Below are 16,603 nucleotides of genomic sequence, written 5' to 3'. Positions count from 1 at the left end.
TTCCAGGCCACGCGCCATGCGCCCGCCGCGCGGCCCGCCCGGCCGCACGGGTGCCCGAGCGCCCGTCACCGACCGGCCGGAAACGAAACGGCCGTTCGAAAATCGAACGGCCGAAAGGCCACCGCCAGGAGGGATGCACGATCCATCCCTTGGCCCGGAAGTGCAGAAGCAATTACCTCGATGTCGAAATCGGTATCAGTCCGCGCGTTCCGGCAGAGGCAGCTTCACCCAGTCCGTATAGAACGCTTCGATATCCGGCTCGAAGTCGTGGATCACCGGATACCACGGCGTGGGGGCTTCCACGTCGTGCATGGTCCCGCACTTGGGGCAGTAGTATTCGCGGTACACCTGCCATTGCGTGTCCGGCGCCATCAGGTGCGGATAGACCTCGGCCATGGCTTCATCCGTGTCGCGCACGTAGACGTTGGCATGGAGCTTCCAGTTCTCCCGGTAGTCGCAGAAGACATGGCCGCAATCGCATTGCGTGACCCACTTTTTGGTCTTGGCCTGCTGCACGATAAACATGTGCGGGCTCAGCGGCAGCACGATGCGATCATCCCAATCGAGCTTTTTCTGCAGCGCTTGCACGTATAGCTGAAAGCGCGCGGCATCCTTGGGCATCGATAGCATGCGCAAGGTGGTGTCCCAGTCGAGCTTGCCGTCGACCAGGTTCTTGACCTGTTCACTGGTGTAAGTGGACATCTTGAATCCTCTCTGGCGTATTGACTAATGTGTGCATTGGTTGGTGCCGGCCGGGCCTCACTCTTCGACCAGCACCACCGTGTTGACGTCGGGCATCTTGGACAGGTCCATGCGGTACTTCGAGCCATAGGTCGGCACGTCCAGCTCGTCCTCGGTCAAGGTCCACGAGTCCGGCAGGCCCCAGAACGTGCGAAACTGCTGCTCGAACTTGTTCGACAGGCCGAAGCTGGTGGCAAACATGTGCCGCACCTGGATCGAGGCATGCTTGACCAGAATCCGCTCGCGCTCGCCCTTCATCCACTCCTGGACAGGCTGCGAGCGCGCCAAGCGCTGGTTGCGGATCTCGATACGCAGCAACGCGGTCGCCTTGGCATCCGCCGTCCATATCCCATTGCCGTCCTTGGTCGCGACCGCGCCATATACCTTCTGCGCATATTCCGGCAGCAGCAAGGCGTTGTTCAGGTCCCGCTCGATGGCCTCGACCTCACGGTCGAGCGGGTCGCCAAAGCCCGGGCCGCCACGCAGGTAGTTCAGGTACAGGTCGTAGTTGTCGTAGCAGTCCTCGGTCGTCATGCACTGCTGGTCGCGCTTGACGACCGCGCCGGCGTTGAGGTGGTTCTCGTAGTCCGGCAAGTCCGGATTGGCATCGCCACCCAGCGGCAGGCTGTCGCCGCCGGCGATGCGCTCCTTCAGGCCGGTCTTGTGGGCTTCGAAGCGGTAGCCGGTGGCGGCGGGATAGCCGCCCATCAGGCCCCAGTCGCTGTTCATGTAGCCGTTGCCCATGAAAAACATGGTCCAGTCCTGCGCTTTCCACACCATGCGCAGCGTCTCGAAGCCGCAGCCGCCCCGGTATTTGCCATAGCCGCCGGAATTGGCCTTGGCGTTGCGCCCCAGGTAAAGCAGGGGCTCGGCCATTTCCCATATCTCGATATCGCCCATATCGCCTTCCGGGTTCCAGATCGCCGCGGCATGGTTGAGACCGTCCTTGATGGCGCTGGCGCCGGTGCCGCACGACGAAGCCTCGAAGCTGTTGACCGCGTGGATCTCGCCCTCCTGGTTGATGCCGCCGCCCTGCAGCCAGTTGGAGGTGTTGGCGTTGCCGGCATTGACCTCTTCCAGGTAGCCGCGGCTGAAGTAGGCCTGCGACAAGCCGCGCCACATCGCACTCCAGCCCGAGACCAGGAAGTGCCAGGCGTAGGCATGGCCGGTGCGGCGATCGTCCGGATTCATCCAGGTGCCCTTGGGCAGATGGAATTCCGTGCCGAAGTAGGCACCATCGTTAATGCGCTGCGTGGGCACCAGCGTTTGCGTCATCATCACCCAGATACCGCTGGTAAAGGCCACGTGGTGCGCATTGTAGGAATGCCAGCCCCAGCGGCTCGCACCTTCGAAATCCAGGCGCCACGAACCATCCTTGCGGATTTCCATTTCCACCGGCGAATGCATGATCGAATCGAGCTTGGCGAAGGCCGAAGAGGTCTGCACGTCCGGGTGGTTGTACGGCACGTCCACAAACGCCACCTTGCGGTACTTGCCCGGCAGCGTCATCGCCTTGATGCGCGTCTGCAGGCCGCGGCGCCCTTCCTCGATCACCTCGTAGGAGAACTCTTCGTAGGCTTCCAGCCCTTCGTCCTCGATCACTTCCTCGATCAGGTCGCGGATCATGTGGCAGCCGGCGATGCGGGTTCGCTCGTCGAGAATCCAGTACTTGGGCGTACGTACCGAGCGCTGGCTTTCATGCAGCCAGTCGCGCAGCGGGGTGTCGTTCACCCCGGTCTTGCGGCAGGTGATCATGTAGCCGTCGCCAAAGCGCTGCACCTGCCCGGTGGACATCGATCCGGGCGTCACCGCGCCGGTGTCGATCACGTGGGTCACGCCGCCCACCCAGCCCACCAGCTTGCCATGCGCAAAAATCGGCACGATGGTGGCGATATCGCAGGGATGGACATTGCCGATCGCGCAATCATTGTTGGTAAACATGTCCCCGGGGTGGATGCCGGGATTGGTCTCCCAGTCGTTCTCGATCATGTACTTGATCGCGGCCCCCATCGTGCCGACGTGGATGATGATCCCGGTTGAGGTCAATACGCAATCGCCTGCGGCGTTGTAGAGCGTGAAGCACAGTTCGCCCTCCTGCTCGACGATCGGGCTGGCGGCGATCTTCTTGGCGGTTTCACGCGCGTGCACCAGGCCGCCGCGCAGCTTGGAGAAGAGCTTTTCGTAGCGGATCGGGTCCCGCTCGCGAAATGCGAGGCGCGTGAGCCCGTTGTAATGGCCGGTCTCGGCGGTGCGTTCGAGGATGGCGTCGCGGAACTGCTTGAGCGTCTCGCCGGTCTTGAGCAGGTCGGCGAGCCCGACTTCCTTGCTGGACATCATGTTCATGGCGTGTCTCCTTACTTCACTTCTTTAAGGTGGAAGAGGTGATGCTTGTCGAGCGTGGTGGCAAAGCCCTCGGGCACGACGAAGGTGGTGGCGTCCGACTCGATGATGGCGGGCCCGGTGATGGTGTTGCCGGGCTGCAGCGCTTCCATCTTCCACAGCACCGCGTCGTGCCACTGCTTCTGGCGATACAGCGGACGCGTTCCCAGCCGTGCTTGCGCGGGCGGCTTCGGCCCGCCTTCCGGGTCTTCCGGCAGCACCGGCTTCTGGGTAACCACCATGCCGCGCATGATGGCGCCAGTAACGGAGAAACCCAGCTCGGGCGAGCGCGCCGAACTGGCGTACACGCGGCCGTAGGTTTCCTCGAAGGCATCGACGATCTGGTCCCAATCGCCCGCCGTGGCGGCATTGACGATCGGGGAGCTGATTTCCAGGTCGTTAAGCTGGCCCATGTATTGCATGCGGTAGCCCGGCCGCAGGATCACGTCTTCGGCCTTGAAGCCGTTGATCTTGAACTCCTCGATCACTTTGGCGGCCAGGTCCGACCACGCCTTCTGGATGGTCTGGGCCGCCCGGGCCTTGTCCTCCTGCGCAGCGTCCTGCGGCAGCGCCAGGTCGACGCTCTTGTCATAGCGGTACTCGAAGTCCGCGCAAGCACAGCCAAACGCCGAGAAGCCCGCCGCCCAAGCCGGCACGATCACATCCTTGAAGCCAAGCCCTTCGGTGTAGCCATAGGTATGGACAGGCCCGGCACCGCCGTAGGAGAAGCAGACGAACTCGGTCGGGTTATAGCCCTTGGCGCTCACGTTAGAACGCAGGTACTCGCGCAATTGCAGGTCAAGCAGTTCGATCACGCCGGCCGCGGCGTCCTCTACCGACAGACCCAGCGGATCCGCGATCTGTGCCTTGATATGCTGGCGCGCCCGCTCCACATCCAGCCGTATCGCGCCGCCAAGGAAGTTGTCAGGATTGAGGTAGCCCAGCACCACATGGCAATCCGAGACCGACACCGTGTCCAGCCCGCTTTCCGGCCAGCAGGTACCGACCCGGTAGCCCGCGCTGTCCGGGCCGAGCTTGATGGCGCCGCTATAGGGGTCTAGCCGCACGAAGCTGCCGGCGCCGGCGCCCACCGAGTCCATCGTCACCAGCGGCAAGGACAGCACCAGCCGCGCCATGTCGGGATCGGCGGCGATGGCGAAGTTGCCCTTGGTGATGAGCGCCATGTCGAACGAGGTGCCGCCGATGTCGGAACAGGCGATATTGTCGTAGCCCAGGGTCTCGCCCAGCAGCTTGGAGCCGATCACGCCGCCGATCGGCCCGGAGACGATGGTGCGCGCCAGTTCCTTGGCCTTCCAACTGATGGTGCCGCCGTGGGTGGCCATCACCCGCAGGTCGAACTTGGCGCCGTGCTTCCTGAAACGGTCGCTGACCTTTTTCAGCGTCTGCCGCGAGGGCTCGGCCGCGTATGCCTCCAGCACCGTGGTGTTCATCCGGTGGCTTTCCTTGCGCTGCGGGTAATAGTCCACCGAGGCGAACACCGGGATATCGGCACCGAGCTTTTTGAGCTCGTCACGCGTGATATCTCGCGCCTGCTGCTCGCTGGTGCCGTTCTTGTGCGATTGCAGGAAGCAGATCACGACGGCCTTGGACCCGGCCGCCACCAACTCGCGCGTCGCCTGACGCACTTCATTTTCGCGCAGCGGGATCACGATTTCTCCCTGCACGTCGGTGCGTTCGGTCACGCCGCGGGTACGCGACAGGGGCACCAGCGGTTCGTCGTAGCGGTGCGTGTTGAGATGGATGCGCTCCTCCAGCGCGTAGCCCAGGTAGCTCTGGATGGCCCGCCCCATCGAATGGACGTGCTCGAAGCCTTTGTTGACCATCAGGCCCACGTCCAGCCCCTTGCGCTGCACAACGCGGTTGAGCATCGCGGTGCCCGAGTACACGCAGGTCAGCAGTTCGGGGTACACGTCGTCGACCCCGCGCTGCCAGTGCGCAAGCGCGTCCTCCGAGGAGTTGAAGATGGCCAGGGATTCGTCTTCCGGGTTGCTTTGCGCCTTGCCGACGACGAACCGCCCGTCGCCGCGCACAAAGAAGGTGTCGGTCATCGTGCCGCCGGCATCGATGCCCATCACCTGGACTTGTGATTGCACTTCCATACTTGTCTCCTTGCTTTGTCAGCGTTCACGGCGGCTGCCAGGCAGCGCCGTTGCCAAACTCACCGCATGGCACGGTGGTTCGGTGGCAGTAACGCAACGGCTGTGCCAACTGCTGGAGACAAGTATTTTTTGTTTTATATCAATGAGATAGCGAATAACCTCGAGCAAAAGGCTGGAGCGGGAAGCGACTTGTAGCGTCTCGAACGTCGTGTTTTCGAACGGGGGCACCGTTCGGTTTTCACGCTGCGCCCGGGTGACGGCTCGGTCAGCGCAAAGTGCCGCAAGGGGGAATGGGCACGGCAATCCAGGCAAGCCCGCAGCGGCCCTGACACACAGCAATGTTATGCTTTGGGCCTCGATAACTCCTGCGCGCACAGGGCGCGCACCCTGATGGAAATTGCCATATTACTGGCGCTGATCCTGATCAACGGCCTGTTCGCGATGTCCGAAATCGCCTTGATGACAGCCCGCAAGGCCCGCCTGCAGCGGCGCATCGAAGAAGGCGACCGCGGCGCGATCGAAGCGATCAAGCTGGGCGAGGATCCCACCCGATTTCTGTCTACCGTCCAGATCGGCATTACCTCCATTGGCGTGCTGAACGGCGTCGTTGGCGAATCCACCCTGGCGCAGCCGCTCGGCGCCTGGCTCCAGGGCTTTGGCATGCAGGCCTCGACCGCCGGCTGGGTGGCCACCACCATTGTGGTGGCCGGCCTGACCTATTTCTCCATTGTGCTGGGTGAACTGGTACCCAAGCGCCTTGGCCAGATGGCCCCCGAAACCATCGCGCGCCTGGTCTCGCGCCCGATTTCCTTCCTGGCGCTGGCCTCCACCCCGTTCGTCAAGCTGCTATCCAGCTCAACCCGGCTGGTGCTGCGCATGCTCGGCGTGAAAAGCGGCCGCGGCCCGGCGGTGACCGAAGAGGAGATCCATGCCCTCCTGGTGGAAGGCTCGGAAGCCGGCGTCATCGAGCAGCACGAGCACACCATGGTGCGTAATGTGTTCCGCCTGGATGACCGCCAGCTCACCTCGCTGATGGTGCCGCGCGGCGATGTGGTCTGCCTGGACGTGGAAGTCCCGCTGGAAGAAAACCTGCGCCGCATCGAGGAGTCCGATCACTCGCGCTTCCCGGTGGTGCGCGGCGGCATGCACGACATGCTGGGCGTGGTGAGCGCCCGCCAGTTGCTGGCGCGCCGCCTGCGCGGCGAGCCTACCGACCTCGCCGCCGTGGCCCAGGCTCCGGTGTTCGTGCCAGAAAGCGTGACCGGCATGGAACTGCTGGAGAATTTCCGCGTTTCCGGCGGCCAGATCGCCTTTGTCATCGACGAATACGGCGAGGTGCTAGGCCTGGTGACGCTGCAGGACCTGATCGAGGCCATCACCGGCGAATTCAAGCAGGATGGCGTCGGCGAGGAATGGGCCGTGCAGCGCGAGGACGGTTCCTGGCTGCTCGATGGCCTCATTCCCATCCCCGAGCTGAAAGACCGCATTGGCCTGCGCCAGGTGCCGGAAGAGGACAAGGAGCGTTACCACACGCTGTCCGGCATGTTGCTGCTGTTGTTGGGCCGCCTTCCGCAGACCACCGACACCGTGCGCTGGGGCGACTGGAAGTTCGAGATCGTGGACATGGACGGCAAGCGCATCGACAAGGTACTGGCGTCGCGCGTGCTGCCCGACGACGGCGCCGACGCCGAGACCACCGGCTGACCCCATACCCGCCTGGCGCCGAAACTTGATCTCCGTCAAGCCCCGGCGAATCCGCACTATCCCTGTGTCCGCCACGCTTCGGGCCGCGCCTGCTCTACCGTATGATCGTCACTGTGCCGTGCCATCCCTGACGCCGGCTTGAGGGCCAGATCCCCGAGCCGGCGCGCCGATGGCGCGCCGGTTGCCGCGGCCAAGGCTTTGTGAGGCCGCGCTCATGCCACCGTGCGGCGAAATCATGCTGCCCACAGGGACCCCCAATGCATCCAGACGCAGACGATGCCGTCCGCTCGCCGGAGGTGGACCCTCATGAAAAATGCGACTTCGTGGCTGCCTTGATGGCGCGGCGGCAGATGCCGCCGGCCACGCAGCAGCGCTTCGCGGTGCTGGTGATCCACCTCGATCGCTTTACCTACGCTAGCGAAACGCTTGGCGCGGAGCTATCGGCGCGGCTGCGCGCGCAGGTGGCGGCGCGCATAGCCGCGCTGGCCCAGACGGCCGAAGTGAACTGGCTAGGCCAGGCGGACATCGGTGCGGTTGTGCCGCTGGCCCCGCTGCTACAGCTGGCGGCAGACCCGCTGGAAGCAGCGACGCGCCTGGCACGTGCCGTGGCCGCTGGCCTGGCGCGGCCGTTCGTGCAGAACGGGTTCGAGCTGTTCCTGTCCAGCAGCATTGGCGTGGCGCTGGATGAACCCGACAAGCCAGCGGAGCGCAGCCTCCATGAGGCCTATGACGCGATGCTGCGCGTACGCAAACGCGGAGGCGACGGCGTTGCCGGCGGCGGCATTACCACCCCTGCATCACTTTCCACACCGCTCCTGGCCGCCCTGCCTTTTGCCATGGCGCGCGGGCAGATCGCGCTGAACCTGCAGGCAAGGGCATCGCTGGCCACGGGTTGCGTGACTGGCTACACGGCCCGTCTGCGCTGGCAGAGCCCTGAGTTGGGGCGTGTCGCGCCGCAAGACTTCCTGCCCGCGCTGGAATCTCTTGGCATGATGGGCGAGGTGGCACGCTGGCTGATGGAAAACGCCTTGCCCCTGCTGGATTGCCCGGGCGTTGCCGACCCGGTGGAACTGTCGTTGCTGGTTTCCAGCGCCCAGTTGCATGGCACCCCGCTGATCGACACCTTGTTGCGCACCCTGGCGGCACGCAAGCTCGACCCGGCGAGGATCTGCCTCGAGATTCCCGGCGACGCGTTGCTGGCCGGCGACCACGTTGCCGCGGCCAAGCTCGCCACGTTGCGCGGCGCGGGCCTGCGGTTTGCCCTGAGCGACTTTGCCGACGCGCCCGGCGGCGCGTCAACGCTGGAGCGCCTGCAACCCGATTTACTGACGTTCAACGCGCGCTGCATCGGCAGCAGCGAGCAGCCAGGGCAGCCGGGCCAGGCCGGCGCCGCCGCCCGGCTGCACGCCGCCTGCGAGCAGGCATGGCGCCTTGGCCTGCCAGTCTGTGCCAAGGGCGTCGAAACACGGCACCAACTGGCCGAAGTACGACGTTGGGGCTGCTGCGCCATACAGGGATACTTGCTGGCGCAGCCCTTCCCGGCTCACTGGCTGGCGCAGACACATGCTGCAATCTGCGCACGCGCGCGTGAATTGCTGACCTAGGGCGCAGTGCTTGCCCGCGCCGCGTCACAATCTTGGCACGATCGGTTACAAAATGGCACGCATCGTGCTTCAATAGAGCACCGCGACAACGGTAAAATTGCGGCGAATTCAATGACCGAAAGGAGTCTGGCGTGAAAAAAGGATGGATCTTCTGCGTTCTGTTTGCCACCCTGCTGGCTGGCTGCAACACCATGGCCGGCCTGGGCCAGGATATACAGAAGGGTGGCCAAAAGCTTGAAGGCGCAGCCGATCGCAGCAAGTAAGATGCGCTGACGGCACCGGAGCGCCAGGCATGGCGCTCCGCGGCATCACAACAACTGCTCAGGCGTGAACGGCGCGAGTACGTCGATCCACAAGCGCTTCTGCCAACTTGTATCCGGCTCGGTATCGAACACCACCGCCTTGTCCCCCTTGCCATCCACCCACTGCACCGCGCCCTGATCGGACAAGCGCAGCAGGTAGCTGTTATCGTCGATCGCCCCCGCGAACAACTGCGCGACTTGCTGCGCGAGCTTGGCGCTATGGATGATCAGGCCTGTTTCCGTATTCTGGCTGGCCGAGCGTGGATCGAAGTTCATCGATCCCACGAACAGGTTGGTCCGGTCGGCGACGGCCGCCTTCACATGCAGGCTAGCCTGCGAAGACATGTAATCCCCGATCAGTTTCTGCGGCTGGCCGGGGCGCGACTTGAGCTCATGCAGTTCCACTCCCGCGCGCAGCAGGTCGGGCCGATAGCGCCGGTATCCCACATGGACGAGGGGCGCATCGGTGGCGGCCAGTGAGTTGGTCAGTACCCGCACCTTGACGCCGCGCTTGACCAGGTCCGCCATCCACGCGACGCCGCGGTCGCCCGGGATGAAATAGGGGGAAATCAGGATGATCTCCTGGCTCGCCCCGCTCAGCATGCGGCCCAGTTCCTCGCTCATGGTCTCGCCGGCGGCTGGCGCCTGGTCCGGCGCGGCTTTGCTGGGCGCGTCGACCATCACGCTTGCCGAAGCCCATTCGAGAGCCAGCTTGCCGCCAGCCGTGAACTGGCGCCCCAGGAAGCTCTCCCGCGCATCGATCTTGCCGGGAGGCGTCATGCCCAGTGCTTCGATGCGCTTGCTATCCGTCTGCGTGCCCACGAGGGCCTGCTCGGGCCGCGCCGCCCTAGTGCCGGAGGCGGAGGCCGCGTCCGCCGCCTCCGCAGGGGTTGCCAGGACTTCCACCGGCACGGCCAGCGGATTGTTCCAGTATCTGTCGAATGCGGCAGACAACCGCCGTACCGCGGGGCCGGCAGCGATCACGTCAAGGTCGACGAAGTTTGTGTCGGGAGCGCGCAGGAAATAGGCGTTGCCGAGATTGCGGCCCCCTGTCATGGCCAGCGCGTTGTCGGCGATAAAGGCCTTGTTGTGCATGCGGCGGTTGAGCCGGCGGACATCGGTGGCGGACGAGAGCATCCGCGTCAGCTTGGAGAATCGCCCCGCAGGAAACGGGTTGAACATGCGTACTTCGATATTGCGATGGCCCGCGAAGCGCAGGAAGGCGCGATCCTTGCCGTCGCTATGCAGGTCGTCCACCAGCACGCGCACGCGCACGCCCCGCTCGGCCGCTGCCCGCACGTGCCGAAGGATCTCGCGGGACGATTCGTCGGCCTCGATGAGGTAGTACTGGAGATCCAGGGTGCGGGTGGCATGGTCGGCCAGCGAAATCAGCGTACCGTAGGCTTCTTCGCCAGAGGCGATCACATGAAAGCCGGACAGCGCCTGATCGGGCGAACTCTGCGCAGCCAGCCGCCCGAGGGCGGTGGTCGCCGGATCTGCCAGCGCTGCGCTCTGCTCGCGCGGTGCTTCCTTGGGCAGGCTGGCGCAACCCTCGGCAAACAAGACGCAAGCGCAAATCAACACGCGGCCAAGCCGCTGGGCCAGCATCGCACCGCGGCGCCGGGAAGCTGCCATGCCACCCGGGGCCGGACCCGCCAGTTGCACAGCCATGCTGCCTCCAGCAGTCGGGATATGCCAAGCTTATAACCTGGCGCGGCGGCCCGCTATCCGCCTTTGTCCGACGCCTTGGGGGCTTCAGGCGGACTTGCGCAGCGCGGCAGCCTCCTGCGCCAGTGTGCGCACCCGCGCCCAGTCGCCCTTGGCCACCGCATCCTTGGGCACCACCCAGGATCCGCCCACGCAAACCACATTGGGCAGCGCGAGATACGTTGGCGCGCGAGCAAGGTCAATGCCGCCCGTCGGGCAGAAGCGCAGTTGCGCGAACGGCCCGTAAAGCGACTTGAGCATCGGCACGCCGCCCGACGCTTCCGCCGGAAAGAACTTCAGGAACTTGAAACCGGCTTCCATCGCGGCCATCGCCTCGCTGGCGGTGGCTACGCCAGGCAACAGCGCCACGCCCGCACCCTGCGCGGCCACGGCCAGCGCCGGCGTAAGCCCGGGTGAAACCGCGAACTGCGCGCCGGCGTCGCTCACGGCCTTCAGGTCGGCCGCCGTCAACACCGTGCCCGCGCCTACACAGGCTTGCGGGAAAGCTGCCGCCACCGCCTTGATGGCGTCCAGCGCCACCGGCGTGCGCAGCGTGATCTCCAGCACCGGCAGGCCGCCGCCGATCAAGGCTTCGGACACATGCAGGGCTTCGTCCACGGAGGAGAATTCGAGCACCGGGATCACCGGCACGTTAACGAGGCGTTCGATCAGCGAGGGAGATTGAGTTTGCATGGCAGTGGATCTTCGGTCAGGTCGGACGATTGAGCTTGGAGCTTGGAGCTTGAGGGCTTGAGGGCTTGAGAATCAGGCGATCACGGAAACCGACTGCGCCATTCGCGCCAGCACGGTTTCGGTGGATGGGATAGGCGCCACGGCGCCATAGCCGGTGGTGGACAGCGCGGCCGCCACATTGGCGTAGCGCGCGGCGTCGAACGGATCGTCGCCGGCGGCTAGGCGCGCGACAAAGCTGCCGCCGAAGCAATCGCCGGCCCCGGTAGCATCCACCGGGCGCACCGCGTACGGCGGCACCAGCGTGCGCGCCTCGGGCGTGGCCACGTACGCGCCCTCCTCGCCCAGCTTGAGCGCGACCAGCCCGATGCCGCAGCCCAGCAGGTAGTCGACGATGGCGTCGCGGTCATCGAGGCCCGTCAGCACGGTGATGTCGTCCCAGCTCGGCAGGCACACATCGGTCAGCGCGAAGGCCTCGCGCATGATGCCGCGCGCGCGCGCCAGGGTCCACAGGCGCAGGCGCAGGTTGGTGTCGAGCGTGACCTGGCAACCGGCCTTGCGCGCATGCTCCATTGCCGCCAGTCCGGCATCGCAGGCACTGGTGCTGATGGCCAGGCTGATGCCTGACACATGCAGGTAGCGCGCTTCGGCAATGGCGTGGTGCGGCAGGTTCTCGTGGCTGTAGTGGCTGGCCGCCGAGCCGCTGCGCAAGTAGTCGAAACGGTGCCCGTGCGCGTCGTGGGTGACGAAGTACACGCCCGTGGGCGAGCCCGCGTCGATGCGCACGTGGCGGGTATCCACCCGCTCCTGCGTCCACAGCGCCAGCAGCCGCTCGCCGAAGGTGTCCTCGCCCACCGCGCTGATATAGCCGGCGCGGGCGCCCTGGCGCGCCGCGGCGATGCAGAAATTGGAAGTGTCGCCGCCAAAGCCCTGCAGGTAGCGCGCGGGATCGTCGGGCTGCTGGTTGAACTCAACCAGCGCTTCGCCGAAGGCGAGAATGTCGATGCTCATGGTGCAAGCGTCCCCTGTTGTCGCTGTCGTTGCTGTTGTTGCTATCGTTACCGTTATGGCTGTCTTTGCTGCTGCGTGCGGCCGTTCAGAAGAACGTCTGCACAAGATCGATCACGCGCAGGTCGCCGTCGAGCACCGGAATGTGGCGCCACTTGTCGAAGGTAAGACAGGGATGGGAAATATCAAAGGCCACCATGTCTCCAACCTGGACATCGTCGCCGGGACGGATCGCCAGATAGGCGTGCTGGTCCATCATGCCCGTCACCTCCCAATGCGCGGGCACCGCCACCGGCGCGCTTGCACCGGGCCGGTAGACCTGCGCCGGGATCGGCATGCCCGCATCGAAGGCGGCGTCGCGCTTGCCCATGCCGATGATGGCGCGCTCCGGCTCGGGAATCGACTGCACATAGGCCCACAACTGCAAGGCCGGCAACAGGCCCTCGCGCATCTTCTGCGCGACCGGGTTGCTGGCCAGAATCCGTTTTTGCGCGGCGCGGTAGATGCCCACGTCGTGCGTGAGGTAGCAGCCCGGGCGCAGCACGATGTCGATCGGCGCGCCGATATCGGTGCGGGCGAACTCCTCCGCCACCACGTCGTACCAGGCCGAGCCCGCGCCGGACATCACCACCGGGCTGCGGCCGAAGCGGCCGGCCGCGAACAGCTCGCGCGTCACCGCCACGGTGCGCCGCAGGAAGTCGCGGATATCGGCCTCTTCCTGGAGCACGCCCTCGTAGATTTCCACACCGGCCAGCGACAGAACGCCGGGCCAGCGCGCCAGCGCCGCCAGCACCGCTTCTTGCTGCTGCGCACCGCGCACGCCAGTGCGCCCGCCTGGCACGCCCAGTTCCAGCAGTACCTGCAGCTTCTGGCCGCGTGCGCTGAAGTACGTGCCCAGCTGGTCCACCAGCGCCGCCGAATCCACCAGCGTAAAGAACTCGAAATCCGGATCGCGCAGCAGGTCGGCCACGATTTCCATGTTGCGCCGGCCCACCAGCTGGTTGGCCATCAAGACGCGCCGCACGCCGTGCGCGTACGCGGCGGCAGTCTGGTGCGCGGTGGCCAGCGTGATGCCCCAGGCGCCGGCGGCCAGCTGGCGCGCGAACAGCTTGGGCGCCATGGTGGTCTTGCCATGCGGCGCCAACTGCACACCATACTCACCCATGAAGCGGCGCATCCATTCCAGGTTATGCGCAAGGCGCTCTTCATACAGCACAGCGGCTGGCAGGCTGAGGTCTTCCGCCAGCAATTGCCAGCCCACCTGGCCGGCTGCATCGGGCGCCAGCGGGGCATCGAGCTTGCCCAGCGCCTTGTTGAGCGGATCGATCGTGCCGGCTTGGTACTTTATTTCACGCATGCTGTCATCATCCTGCAAAATTCCGATTGACGTAATGATAGCCTTGAAATTACGATATTTCACCCTTGTTATAAAGTAACATTCAAAGCTGGCTCCGAGGCGACATTGCGCACCCGGGACGGCTCGCCCCCACCATTGACCCGCCAACCATGTCCGCGCCCTTCGACATCCTGACCCGCATCGCCGAGCGTGGCCCCACGTTGCGCCTGGCCGAGCAGAAGGTCGCCCAGGTGATCCTGCAGGACCTGGCGGGCGCCGCCGCCACCAGCATCAACGAGCTGGCGCGGCAGGCCGGGGTGAGCGAAGCCAGCGTGACCCGTTTTGCCAAGGCCATCGGCTGCCGCGACGTGCGCGACCTCAAGTTGCGCCTGGCGCAAGCCACGGCCGTGGGCCAGCGTTTCCTGCAGGCGGAGGTCGCCCGCGCGGCGGAGCCGTCCCCTGCCACGCTGGCCGACAGCATTCATGCGGATATCCTGGACTCTCTTGAGGTCAATCGCAAGCTGATCGATCCCGACCATATGGAGCGTGCGGCGCGCCTGTTGCTGGAGGCGCGCATGGTCTACGCTTTTGGCATGGGTGGCGGCTCGTCCTTCATGGCCGACGAAGCGCGTTACCGGCTGGCCCGCCTGGGCCGTCCGGTTGCCAGCTACCAGGACGCGCTGCTGCAGAAGATGGTGGCAGCCACCTTGCACAAGGACGATGTCGTGCTTGCGTTCTCTGCCACGGGCAACGTGCCCGAGATGCTGGCCAGTTGCGATATCGCCCGCGAATACGGCGCGAAACTGGTGGCCGTGACCGCGCTGGGCTCACCGCTGGCGGCGCGCGCGGACGTGCTGCTGCCGGTGCGCACGCTGGAAACGGATTTTATTTTCAAGCCCTCGGCCTCGCGCTACGCGATGCTGCTGGTCATGGACGTGCTAGCGACCCAGCTCGCCCTGCTGCAGCAAGACCAGAGCCAGGACAACCTGCGCCGGCTCAAGTACGTGCTCGACGCGCACCGCGGCACTGGCGCCACCGATAGCCGCCAGCCGCTCGGAGACTGACCATGCCTGAACTGTTCGATACCCTCATCCGCGGCGTCACCCTGCTCGACGGCTCCGGCGCCGAGGCGCGCGCAGCCGACGTGGCGCTGCGCGCAGGGCGCATCGCGCGCATTGCCATGCTGGAAGACGGCGGCGATGCCATCGACCCCGGCAGCGCCGCGCATGTGGTGCAAGGCGCCGGCCTGGTGCTCGCGCCAGGCTTTATCGACGTGCATACGCACGACGACACCAACGTGGTTCGCCAGCCCGAGATGACCCCCAAGCTATCGCAAGGCGTCACCACTGTGATCGTGGGCAACTGCGGCATCAGCGCGGCGCCCGTCACGCTGCGCGGCGAGCCGCCTGACCCGATGAACCTGCTGGGCACCGCCGACGCCTTCTGCTATCCGGACTTCGCCGCCTATGCCGCGGCCGTGCAGGCTGCCCGGCCCGCGGTGAACGTAGCCGCGCTGGTCGGCCATACGGCGCTGCGCAGCAACCATATGGACCGGCTGGACCGCACCGCCACCCCGGCCGAGATCGCGGCGATGCGCGCACAACTGCAAGAAGCGCTCGACCATGGCGCCATTGGCCTGTCCACCGGCCTGGCTTATGCCAACGCCTTTGCCGCCACCACGGACGAAGTGCTGGCGCTGGCCGAGCCGCTGGCGCACGCGGGCGCGCTCTATGCCACCCACCTGCGCAGCGAGTTCGCCGACATCCTTGAGGCGATGGATGAAGCCTTCCGCATCGGGCGCCATGCGCGCGTGCCGGTGGTGATCTCACATATGAAGTGTGCTGGCCTGGACAACTGGGGACGCAGCGGGGAAGTGCTGGATGCGCTGGAGCGCGCGCAACGCTGGCAGCCGGTGGGCTGCGATTGCTATCCCTACACCGCCAGCTCCTCCACGCTCGACCTGAAGCAGGTCACCAGCGATTTCGACATCATGGTGACCTGGTCCGAGCCGCACCCCGAGATGGGCGGGCGCCTGCTGGCCGATATCGCCGCCGAGTGGGAGCTAGGGCTCGAAGACGCCGCGCGCCGCCTGCAACCCGCCGGCGCGGTCTATCACTGCATGGAAGACGCGGACGTGGACCGCATCCTGAGCCATCCCGCCACGGTGGTGGGATCCGATGGCCTGCCCAACGATCCGCTGCCGCATCCGCGCCTGTGGGGCGCCTTTCCTCGCGTGCTGGGCCACTACGCCCGTGACCGCGAACTGTTCCCGCTGACGGTCGCGATCAACAAGATGACGGGCCTGTCGGCCGAGCGCTTCGGCCTGGCCGGGCGCGGCCTGGTGCGCGAAGGCTACTGGGCCGACCTGGTCCTGTTCGACGCCGCCACCATCCGCGACGCGGCCAGCTTCACCGATCCCATGCAGCCCGCCGAGGGCATCGCTTGCGTGTGGGTCAACGGCGAGCTGTCGTGGCAGCAGCGCAAGCCCACCGGCGCGCGGGCCGGCCGCTTCCTCGCGCGCACAAAGCCTGCCGGGGCCAGCGCGGCGCCGGCACAGTAACCACCTATTTCCCAATTTGCAATCTGCTTCAGGAGTCCCCATGGATATCAAACGATTTGGCGTCGAGGGCGGCGCCGGCACCGGCGGCCAGCACATGCCGTTTTCCCGTGCCGTGCAAGCCGACGGCTGGCTCTACGTGTCCGGCCAGGTGCCGATGGTGGCCGGCGAGGTGATCGACGGTGGCATCGTTGCGCAGACCCACCAGGCCATCAAGAACGTACTGGCCATCCTGGCCGAAGCCGGCTACGGCACCGAGCACATCGTGCGCTGCGGCGTGTGGCTGGACGATGCCCGCGACTTCGCGTCGTTCAACAAGATCTTCAAGGAATACTTCGGCGCCAACCCGCCCGCGCGCGCCTGCGTGCAATCGAGCATGGTGGTGGACTGCAAGGTCGAAGTGGACTGCATCGCCTACAAGAAGCCGGCTGCCTGATCCCGGGCCAGCCAGCCAC

13 protein-coding genes are annotated in these 16,603 nt (G+C 65.7%); 6 read left to right on the top strand and 7 right to left on the bottom strand.

Features of this window, described 5'->3' with window-relative positions; genetic code table 11:
• Positions 1–195: 195 nt before the first annotated feature.
• The 3 genes from AC1RQK_RS01665 to AC1RQK_RS01655 are packed head-to-tail and all read right to left on the bottom strand — an operon-like array spanning position 196 to position 5,240.
• A complete protein-coding gene (locus AC1RQK_RS01665) occupies positions 196–702 on the bottom strand; it encodes an acetone carboxylase subunit gamma (RefSeq protein WP_174427127.1) in 507 nt (168 codons plus the stop codon).
• A gap of 57 nt (positions 703–759) precedes the next feature.
• Entirely contained in the window at positions 760–3,084 is a 2,325-nt protein-coding gene (locus AC1RQK_RS01660) for a hydantoinase B/oxoprolinase family protein (protein ID WP_492807305.1), read from the bottom strand.
• 11 nt (positions 3,085–3,095) lie between these two features.
• Complete coding sequence (locus tag AC1RQK_RS01655; RefSeq protein WP_492807303.1) at positions 3,096–5,240, bottom strand: hydantoinase/oxoprolinase family protein; 2,145 nt, start codon at positions 5,238–5,240, stop codon at positions 3,096–3,098.
• Between the two features lie 390 nt (positions 5,241–5,630).
• Between AC1RQK_RS01655 and AC1RQK_RS01650 the strand changes: the two genes are divergently transcribed.
• The 3 genes from AC1RQK_RS01650 (at position 5,631) to AC1RQK_RS01640 (ending at position 8,811) form a co-directional block, all read left to right on the top strand.
• A complete protein-coding gene (locus AC1RQK_RS01650) occupies positions 5,631–6,944 on the top strand; it encodes a hemolysin family protein (RefSeq protein WP_492370838.1) in 1,314 nt (437 codons plus the stop codon).
• 257 nt (positions 6,945–7,201) lie between these two features.
• Positions 7,202–8,548 (top strand): GGDEF domain-containing protein, encoded by a 1,347-nt coding sequence (locus AC1RQK_RS01645; RefSeq protein WP_492370839.1) that lies wholly within the window; start codon positions 7,202–7,204, stop codon positions 8,546–8,548.
• Between the two features lie 131 nt (positions 8,549–8,679).
• A complete protein-coding gene (locus AC1RQK_RS01640; protein WP_006163387.1) occupies positions 8,680–8,811 on the top strand; it encodes an entericidin A/B family lipoprotein in 132 nt (43 codons plus the stop codon).
• Positions 8,812–8,856: 45 nt separating this feature from the next.
• Here the strand turns inward: AC1RQK_RS01640 and AC1RQK_RS01635 are convergent, their stop codons facing one another.
• The 4 genes from AC1RQK_RS01635 to AC1RQK_RS01620 form a co-directional block, all read right to left on the bottom strand.
• Positions 8,857–10,521, bottom strand: a complete 1,665-nt coding sequence (locus AC1RQK_RS01635; protein ID WP_492807300.1) for a phospholipase D family protein — start codon at positions 10,519–10,521, stop codon at positions 8,857–8,859.
• Between the two features lie 84 nt (positions 10,522–10,605).
• The gene (gene eda / locus AC1RQK_RS01630; RefSeq protein ID WP_492370841.1) at positions 10,606–11,250 is read right to left on the bottom strand and encodes a bifunctional 4-hydroxy-2-oxoglutarate aldolase/2-dehydro-3-deoxy-phosphogluconate aldolase; all 645 of its coding nucleotides are present in this window, start codon (positions 11,248–11,250) and stop codon (positions 10,606–10,608) included.
• Between the two features lie 72 nt (positions 11,251–11,322).
• On the bottom strand, positions 11,323–12,258 hold the full coding sequence (locus AC1RQK_RS01625; RefSeq protein ID WP_492807298.1) for a sugar kinase: 936 nt from the start codon (positions 12,256–12,258) through the stop codon (positions 11,323–11,325).
• 85 nt (positions 12,259–12,343) lie between these two features.
• A complete protein-coding gene (locus AC1RQK_RS01620) occupies positions 12,344–13,612 on the bottom strand; it encodes an amino acid deaminase (RefSeq protein ID WP_492370843.1) in 1,269 nt (422 codons plus the stop codon).
• 149 nt (positions 13,613–13,761) lie between these two features.
• Here AC1RQK_RS01620 and AC1RQK_RS01615 point away from each other — a divergent pair, with 149 nt between their 5' ends.
• The 3 genes from AC1RQK_RS01615 to AC1RQK_RS01605 are packed head-to-tail and all read left to right on the top strand — an operon-like array spanning position 13,762 to position 16,584.
• Entirely contained in the window at positions 13,762–14,655 is an 894-nt protein-coding gene (locus AC1RQK_RS01615; protein ID WP_150985497.1) for a MurR/RpiR family transcriptional regulator, read from the top strand.
• A 2-nt stretch (positions 14,656–14,657) separates the two neighbouring features.
• A complete protein-coding gene (locus AC1RQK_RS01610; protein ID WP_492370844.1) occupies positions 14,658–16,151 on the top strand; it encodes an N-acyl-D-amino-acid deacylase family protein in 1,494 nt (497 codons plus the stop codon).
• A gap of 40 nt (positions 16,152–16,191) precedes the next feature.
• The gene (locus AC1RQK_RS01605) at positions 16,192–16,584 is read left to right on the top strand and encodes a RidA family protein (RefSeq protein WP_006163400.1); all 393 of its coding nucleotides are present in this window, start codon (positions 16,192–16,194) and stop codon (positions 16,582–16,584) included.
• The last annotated feature ends 19 nt before the right edge of the window (positions 16,585–16,603 follow it).

Source organism: Cupriavidus sp. GW822-FHT02D05 (assembly GCF_058802485.1).
This window is presented reverse-complemented; position numbering and strand designations above follow the sequence as displayed.

What these genes read in the sequence shown, in the direction of transcription:
- AC1RQK_RS01665 (WP_174427127.1), bottom strand. Translation starts at nt 702, where the DNA reads ATGTCCACTTACACCAGTGAACAGGTCAAGAACCTGGTCGACGGCAAG.
- AC1RQK_RS01660 (WP_492807305.1), bottom strand. Translation starts at nt 3,084, where the DNA reads ATGAACATGATGTCCAGCAAGGAAGTCGGGCTCGCCGACCTGCTCAAG.
- AC1RQK_RS01655 (WP_492807303.1), bottom strand. Translation starts at nt 5,240, where the DNA reads ATGGAAGTGCAATCACAAGTCCAGGTGATGGGCATCGATGCCGGCGGC.
- AC1RQK_RS01650 (WP_492370838.1), top strand. Translation starts at nt 5,631, where the DNA reads ATGGAAATTGCCATATTACTGGCGCTGATCCTGATCAACGGCCTGTTC.
- AC1RQK_RS01645 (WP_492370839.1), top strand. Translation starts at nt 7,202, where the DNA reads ATGCATCCAGACGCAGACGATGCCGTCCGCTCGCCGGAGGTGGACCCT.
- AC1RQK_RS01635 (WP_492807300.1), bottom strand. Translation starts at nt 10,521, where the DNA reads ATGGCTGTGCAACTGGCGGGTCCGGCCCCGGGTGGCATGGCAGCTTCC.
- eda (WP_492370841.1), bottom strand. Translation starts at nt 11,250, where the DNA reads ATGCAAACTCAATCTCCCTCGCTGATCGAACGCCTCGTTAACGTGCCG.
- AC1RQK_RS01625 (WP_492807298.1), bottom strand. Translation starts at nt 12,258, where the DNA reads ATGAGCATCGACATTCTCGCCTTCGGCGAAGCGCTGGTTGAGTTCAAC.
- AC1RQK_RS01620 (WP_492370843.1), bottom strand. Translation starts at nt 13,612, where the DNA reads ATGCGTGAAATAAAGTACCAAGCCGGCACGATCGATCCGCTCAACAAG.
- AC1RQK_RS01615 (WP_150985497.1), top strand. Translation starts at nt 13,762, where the DNA reads ATGTCCGCGCCCTTCGACATCCTGACCCGCATCGCCGAGCGTGGCCCC.
- AC1RQK_RS01610 (WP_492370844.1), top strand. Translation starts at nt 14,658, where the DNA reads ATGCCTGAACTGTTCGATACCCTCATCCGCGGCGTCACCCTGCTCGAC.
- AC1RQK_RS01605 (WP_006163400.1), top strand. Translation starts at nt 16,192, where the DNA reads ATGGATATCAAACGATTTGGCGTCGAGGGCGGCGCCGGCACCGGCGGC.